Source organism: Paenibacillus sp. P4_A9 (assembly GCF_056402415.1).
In genome coordinates this window covers 1-7,098 of record NZ_JBFUHL010000114.1, presented here as the reverse complement: position 1 = coordinate 7,098, position 7,098 = coordinate 1, and the positions used below count along the sequence as shown (strand labels likewise).

9 protein-coding genes are annotated in these 7,098 nt (G+C 40.9%); 4 read left to right on the top strand and 5 right to left on the bottom strand.

Annotated features, from left to right (window positions below; translation table 11 throughout):
* On the bottom strand, positions 1–284 hold a 284-nt coding region (locus AC1DVJ_RS29090), incomplete at its 3' end, for a hypothetical protein (RefSeq protein WP_477596071.1).
* A gap of 673 nt (positions 285–957) precedes the next feature.
* Between AC1DVJ_RS29090 and AC1DVJ_RS29085 the strand changes: the two genes are divergently transcribed.
* Complete coding sequence (locus AC1DVJ_RS29085; RefSeq protein WP_477596069.1) at positions 958–1,185, top strand: hypothetical protein; 228 nt, start codon at positions 958–960, stop codon at positions 1,183–1,185.
* A gap of 135 nt (positions 1,186–1,320) precedes the next feature.
* Here AC1DVJ_RS29085 and AC1DVJ_RS29080 read toward each other — a convergent pair whose 3' ends face one another.
* Positions 1,321–1,812 carry a hypothetical protein gene (locus tag AC1DVJ_RS29080; protein WP_477596067.1) on the bottom strand — a complete coding sequence of 164 codons (492 nt, stop codon included), beginning with the start codon at positions 1,810–1,812 and terminating at the stop codon, positions 1,321–1,323.
* 312 nt (positions 1,813–2,124) lie between these two features.
* Between AC1DVJ_RS29080 and AC1DVJ_RS29075 the strand changes: the two genes are divergently transcribed.
* Positions 2,125–2,451 carry a hypothetical protein gene (locus AC1DVJ_RS29075; RefSeq protein ID WP_477596065.1) on the top strand — a complete coding sequence of 109 codons (327 nt, stop codon included), beginning with the start codon at positions 2,125–2,127 and terminating at the stop codon, positions 2,449–2,451.
* A gap of 330 nt (positions 2,452–2,781) precedes the next feature.
* Here AC1DVJ_RS29075 and AC1DVJ_RS29070 read toward each other — a convergent pair whose 3' ends face one another.
* Positions 2,782–3,714, bottom strand: a complete 933-nt coding sequence (locus AC1DVJ_RS29070) for a D-2-hydroxyacid dehydrogenase (protein ID WP_477596063.1) — start codon at positions 3,712–3,714, stop codon at positions 2,782–2,784.
* 428 nt (positions 3,715–4,142) lie between these two features.
* Positions 4,143–4,478, bottom strand: coding sequence for a YmaF family protein (locus tag AC1DVJ_RS29065; protein ID WP_477596061.1), 336 nt, complete (start codon positions 4,476–4,478; stop codon positions 4,143–4,145).
* A gap of 912 nt (positions 4,479–5,390) precedes the next feature.
* Between AC1DVJ_RS29065 and AC1DVJ_RS29060 the strand changes: the two genes are divergently transcribed.
* Positions 5,391–5,972, top strand: coding sequence for a hypothetical protein (locus AC1DVJ_RS29060; RefSeq protein ID WP_477596059.1), 582 nt, complete (start codon positions 5,391–5,393; stop codon positions 5,970–5,972).
* A 31-nt stretch (positions 5,973–6,003) separates the two neighbouring features.
* Positions 6,004–6,318, top strand: coding sequence for a hypothetical protein (locus AC1DVJ_RS29055; RefSeq protein WP_477596057.1), 315 nt, complete (start codon positions 6,004–6,006; stop codon positions 6,316–6,318).
* Positions 6,319–6,466: 148 nt separating this feature from the next.
* On the opposite strand, the gene AC1DVJ_RS29050 is transcribed toward AC1DVJ_RS29055, so the two are convergent.
* Positions 6,467–6,919, bottom strand: a complete 453-nt coding sequence (locus AC1DVJ_RS29050) for a GNAT family N-acetyltransferase (protein ID WP_477596055.1) — start codon at positions 6,917–6,919, stop codon at positions 6,467–6,469.
* Positions 6,920–7,098: the final 179 nt, after the last annotated feature.

Below are 7,098 nucleotides of genomic sequence, written 5' to 3'. Positions count from 1 at the left end.
AAATTTTCAGTATCGTCAGGATCAGCTTCTAGTTCGAGCTTTCTTGTTTCATTACCGAGACTCTTAACTTTAATACCTTGTTGGTTTTTTGCATCTTTGTCCTCTCTTGTTTGGTCAGGCATCGCGTCCAATAAATTGTGCTCAATAGTTTCCTTATTCTTAGCTACCTTAGCTAGAGCTTTCAGAGGGGCAATATCTATTGCAGCTAGCGCGGTAATAGAAAATACACTTGCCGCAACTAAACATGTAGCTGTGATGGCAATTAGTTTTGATTTTAATTTCACGAATTTCCCTCCTCTGTCGTAATACTTTTATACGATTCCATTACTTGGAAGTTGCGTTAAACTGCCCGTTAGCGCAATGACGGCTGCCCCCGAACAAAAGAGAGCTACCGCGAGGCAAGTTCCCTAACATAGTTCCTCGCTTAGTCAATATTAGCAAGATTGTTCAAATACAGTAAGAAGAATAAAAAAGATACAATAAAAGCGAATATACCTCTTATAAGTTTCACTTTCATTGATTTTCTTTTAAGAAAKAARAGGGYRGAAAGAARATATATAATTAGCCCTACTAAAAATGATGTAACTAATACAAATGGTAATCCCCAAAGTGTCATAATATATCCCCCCTTTATAATAGTCAGACACAGTGTAAGAACACAATATGTTCCATAAAAATACTAAACTAACCTGCCGTTACATCAATAGGCTGCCTTCATATTGGACAGGCTGGTTTATTATTTTGCTTTCTGCTGTGTAGTTCAATGTGACGAGAAATTTGCCAACGAACCTGTTCGTGACTGTATTATTGGATAATCGTTTCCGGTCTTTTAATCCTTGTGGGTATTAGGAAATTAAATTACTTTAAGTCCTGTTAGCTCGAAACCAATATTTGTAGGGTTACTTTCATATATTCTCTTGCTATTATTGGGGAAGGCAAACACTGGAGGAATTCAAATTGAAGCAAAAACTAGCTAAGTTCCTTGATATTTTCATCATAATTTTTGTAACAATATTTACAGGCGTAGTTGCAGAATACCTTCTTTATATTAATGGCATCCATTTGACTTCAGGAGCAATTACACCAATAGTCGGGCTTATTTTGTACTTGCTGTATTCAAAGAATAACAAAAAGCCTGTGTCAGAACGTAAAAAAACTATTGGAGAACGAATCCTGAAGTTATAATAGCAAGCATAAGGTATAACAAGAAGCCTGGTCAATTGACCAGGCTTTTTTGTTATACTTATTTCAAGTTAATGGTCAAATTCCATACCAATTAAGTAGCTTTCCACCTCAAAACGCAACCTGTTAGCCTTAGAGCTACTCCTTTTTGTTTAAAGAAATTTCAGCAATAACTTCGTTTCCCATAAGCACAAGCAATGTAGAATCAAGTGCCGATTTTCTTACCTCTTCAACATCTGAGCCTTTTTTAATAGCGTATTCTAGACTAAGAGTCGTTTCTTCTTTTGCCCTAAAATTCCCTGAGTTATTGCTACCACGTAATTGCATCTTTACGTACTTTGTGTTTTGTTCAAGTTCCATTAAAGATGCCAACGCTGTATTTGGTCTTACAGCATAGTTTAACCCATTTCCGTGATAAAACATATGATGACCAGGTGAATCACCAGCTTTATTATTGTCTAAGTTTAATTCCTTTGTTTTCTTTAATACAATATCGTACCGAAGGATACCAGCAGTTTTCATTACGTTGATTTCAACTTCATTCACAACTATAGGGGCTTGTTTGTTGAATCCGGTCAATATTGATAACGAAATAAAAAGTGTTAATACAATTTGTATTTTCTTAAACATTAGGCGTACTCCTTTTAGAATATAAATTCTCTTTTTGGTAATATGTCCCAATTTTGACACTTCAATTCCCAATTATTTAGAAGTTATTATTTCTAATCTGTATGGAGGATTATGTACGCGCTTTAGAACTAGTAGATTCAATGTTCATCCCTTGCTATTTGTTCCTTATTCTGCCCGTTAACGTACCTAATTCAAATTCAATTGAACTGCCCATTTAGCAGAACGTGGCTGACGAGTCATGCTGGTATCCGCATCTTTGTTGTCTTTTGCACTATCGTTCTTCGTTAGCTTAACACTCAATGATTTGATAAGATGATTACAGTTATTACAACAACAATCATTGGAGGTAATATGAAACAGTTCACTCCAGACAAAGTTCCAACATATATGTTTACTAAAGCAAAACTTAAGAAAATGGGACTTTCCCCTATTTCGGAACACTCTGCATTTATTACATATCCCCCCAGCAAAAGACGGTACAAGTTATACAAACTTGAAAACGTACGTCCAATCAATAAAAATGCAGGATATTCGCAACTCGTTACAGTTAGAATATTATCAAGCGAAGAAAAATTAAGCCCGCAAGAAATGAAAGAGAGGCTAATTGAATCTGCCCGAGAGCTTAATAACTTAGTTTAGATGCTGGCTTTCTAAAATGGTTGCATTTTCAGGGATGTTATTTCACTAATCTGCCCGTTACTTGAACGAGGCTGCCGATTCATGACGGCAGCCTCGTTCTGATTTCTTATTGAACAAACATTCACCTTTAGTTCAATACCAAACGATTATAAAAATGACATATATACTCCTTTACCTTGAATCAGAATGTGGACTCGCGACAAAAAAACATATGTACATAAAAAATAAAAAAACAATTTGCGGGAATCTCAATGCACCTATGTTAGTGTCGCCGGACAAATTTTTAATGATTAACTGTTGCAGCTCCTATCGCCTTCCGAATAATCTGATCTAATATCCTCGGCTTACGTCCACCGAATGGCTAATCCGTTCTTGTCCGCTATCAATTTCTCCTAGCACGGCGAGCAAGCCTTCCATCGCTTCATCCAACCCTGTAACGGCAGAAATATGCGGGGTAATGACCACATTCGGATGAGCCCACATCGGCGATTGTACGGGCAGAGGTTCTTCTCTAACCACATCAAGAATAGCTCTGCGCACCTGGCCTTGTTCAATCGCCCCGAGTAGTGCGTTTTCATCCACCGAAGCTCCTCGGCCCACATTTATAAAGCCTGCACCATGCATGCAGGAAAACATACGCATTTCGAATAATCTTTCGGTGATTGGTGTTAAGGGTAGCGTGTTAATAACCCAGTCGGCCTGTGTTAACAACGAGTGCACCTCGGTAATCGGAAGGACCCTATAAAAATGACAGTTCGATGCGCCGCTGCGAGATATTCCGTATACCGTTACCCCGAATGTTCTAAGTATCCTCGCCACTTCCTCGCCAATCGTTCCGGTGCCGAAAATGACGATGTTCAGCTGATGCAGAAGCTTCTGCTGTGAAGGCAACCATTGTCGTTCGGTCTGATACTGCTGAAAATTTTTATGACGCTGTACATCCGCAAGAATATAACTTAAGCAATATTCCCCTATTTTCCGCCCAAAGCTGCCGACCGTACGCKTTAATAATACATCCTTTTTCCATTCACGATTATACAAAAATGCATCAACGCCAGCTCCAAGCGCATGAACCCACTTCAAACTACCGAAATGAAACGACTCCGTCGGTTTAAATGCCACATATCCATCAGCCCAGTCGAAGTGATTCGGGCTTACCTCCGCCTCTGGAAGAAACATATACTCCCTCTTAGTATCCAGCAAGGCTAGTCTCTCTAGATCTTTGTACATCCGTCCGGTCACTATAATTTTTTTAATATCCATCAGCCACGCCCCCTCAGAATCCGTAAAAAATATGCAATAGTAACTTATTGTACCACGATAGGTTCTCCATTTTGAATTGAACTCTCCTGCCCGTTAGCACAATGAGGTACCCCTTCTCCACTCCTCAACCAACTGAGATTATGCGCTTATGTTTGTGTCACCAGACATTTTTTTCTTCCTTTATAGCCGCACTTCGAGACATGCGACTTCTAATGTAACCATGTTCTTGTCACCCGACACATTCAGAGCGGGGTCATCTCCAGTGCCTATCGGCAAGCATCCCGCAATTGAGCGGTGTTCGGCATCGCCGCGACGCTGCTGCCGGTCATGATTTTGGTGCTCATGATCACGAAGGGATTTTGACGGAGCAGAGTGCACCCGACAAAAAAAGGCCTACCAGAGAACTCTGGACGGCCTTTTGTGCTTGATTATACAAGCGGTCTATCAATTAACGTAGCAAAATTGAATTGGTGTCTATGCTCATCATTCTGTGTCGTCATTCCGGTGACGAAGTGCACATGCTTGCCGTTACCGACAGGAATTGCGGGCCCTGTTCTGATTTTTTTGAGATTATGAAAATGGTCTAAAAAGTCCGTATTCGATAGATCGATTTCATGAATATGGCTTTTGCCGCTCCGAATCACTTGACCTGTTACACCTGCAAATCGATGATTATGTCTGTCGTCGCCTTCCTCCGCCAGCTTCGTGCTTCCCTCAAATTCATGAACATGCGTCTGCCGCTTTCTCGTCGCCTTTTTTTTCATCCGACAATGTCATCCCCTTGGAGTCAAGTCACTTCAAGTGTAGTTTATTAATTATCGGCAGATGTTGTGTTAGGTCTATCGACCAATTATTGAAGGGCTGTCATCCCATTAGCGGTACATAAGCAGCAGCAAATACGGTGTGCCGAGCAAAGCCAAGATAATACTCAAAAAAATAGGGACGTCTGACTGTGCGGTAGCCGGCGACGTTAGCAGAAAAGGCTACCGATCCATTGTTCTTGGCAGCCTTCACTTAATGTTTATTGAGCTCTCGTTCTGCGTTAGTTCAAAAGTCAGCTGACCAATACCGCACTCCCAAATGTGGGCTAGATATAGTACTTATCAAATGAGGGATGACGTTTTCCTTAGGGAACTTAAGTACACGTCCTCAACAAGCTGATAAATACCATAACCACTACCGTCACCAAATGAATTCAGGGATAGAGGTACACATACTTCATTGGGATTTGCTAAAAAGAATTTTCTAACTTCATCATAAGACTTAATGGTCGCTTGGTCCAAGTTCATGTCAGCATCTAATGGTTGGTGTTTACTTAAGAATTCAACGGCACTTTCTAAGTTCAATTGAACAGCTTACTATTAATTGATGTTTTTTCATACGAAAATCAGTACACCGTTCAGCAACGCCGCTTTCCCAAAAATTCCCTCGGCAATGGTTCTGAGTTCGTTGGGTCCGAATCCAAGCATCTGGAGCAGAGCATGAATAATATGTTCATGTCCAATATGAAAGGTGACGATGACGCACGAGAGAAAGGATCAAGAATGTGTAAAATCATCCGTCGACTTACACCTCTCGGGATTCCTATAGGTCCATTTCAAATCGCATTAGCACCTATATAGAAGAACCATCCTAATCATCTCTATCAAATGATGAGAAACAAGGAGGGTAATCGAATGAAGCTTAACAAAAAAGATGTCGCAACAAAGCAGGAGGATACCGTTCAGACTCAACCCATTACAGTGAAGGGTCTGTCCGTAGTATCCCGCCAGATACTGCCGCTTTATGAACGCATAGCAAATGACCGTTTGTATGCGATCCGACTGATAAGCGCCTTGAGGACAATGGATTTAGATCGAACCACAAGAGTGATCCAACAGGTGCTGCCAGGCGCTGGGATCGCTGTTGGAGCCGGCTTCAGCGCAAGCTACAGTCTCATGATCACAAAAAAGACGAAGGTTTATTTTGACACCGGTATCTTTAGGCCGGGGCAGATGCTAAGTATACAATCTGAGGATATCCGTAAAGTAAGCCTAATCATGCTGCGGCTGCTGCGAAAACTTGCCAATGATCGCATATTTGCAGCAAGGTTCATCTATCTCGTGAGAACGAGAAAACAGGCTAAGCTGCAGCGGTTAGTCAATAACTCCGTCAATTCGAAGCCTTTTGTTTCCGCTAAAATCAGCGTATACGGTCCTTTATTTGTTGTCCGCTTGTCTAACGGAAAGCGCTATAACCTTACCTTTGAGTATTCTTGACGAGAAAGAGTAACCCTTTAGGAGGAAAACTATGCCTAGAACGATACGTGTTTATTGGCGTCATGCAACTTCACAGTGGTACAACTTCAACTGGTACGGGGTAATAAACAGAAAGTCAGTTGTACACATCTCAGTTGGTGAGGGTATATTCCCGAGGTTTCCAGCCGGCATTTATGATATCGATATCATTGATCGACATAGAGGAGAGGCCGTAATTTGTGTAAGAAACATAGTTCCGCATCAAGATGGTGTTGAGTTCCGACTGGAAGTGAATTGGCCCACTCCTTTAGACGTGATAACTGACATTACTGTATTTGATCCACCTGAAACGTGCGAAATCGTCTAGCATACAAGGGGGAGATTCAAATTAGGATCTCGCCCTAACAAATTGAAACTCGTAACCACTCTATATATTTAGTTTAAAAAAGAGGGGCTGCCGCGATGCAAGCCCCTCAACTATAGTGTCCCGTTAGATTCCTGTAGATGGATAAATTTCAGGAATCTAACGGAAGTAAATGGGTGTCATTTTCAGAATCATCTTTTACCGAAAACCCGATAGAGCGATAAAACAAATCAGCAATAGGATTATTAGTCTTTAACACAAGTATTTGAAAGTAATTTCTAGCTTCTGCAATAACTGAATCCATTAGCATCCGCCCTATCCCAAATCGGCGTACACTTGGTGAGACATACAGTCGACGAACACGACCAATTTCTATGTTTTCTGAATACGGGTCTTGATTTAGTCCACAAACTCCTACAATATCGCCGTTTTTAATGGCTAGAAAGAGTGCTTCCCCGTCCAAATCGAATTTATTTGTTCCAGCTTCATAATCGGTTACCAATCGTTTGAGGTGATGAAGTCCTTCTCTCTTACTCTCATCAACCAACAGATTAAGCTTTTGGGTATCTAGATGTTGCACTTTTGTAATTATAAATTCATTCACTTAACCATCACCCCCGAGAAGTCATTTCCAATGCTCCAATCTAATTCAACACCTTTTGTAAGTATCCTGCCAGTTACTTCAATGGACAACGGCAGCCGATTCGTTTGCCAGCTGCCCCAAGACACTTCCTTTTGGTTGCGTGCGGAAAGATCAGGCACTGGAACTTCAGGACGTATTTA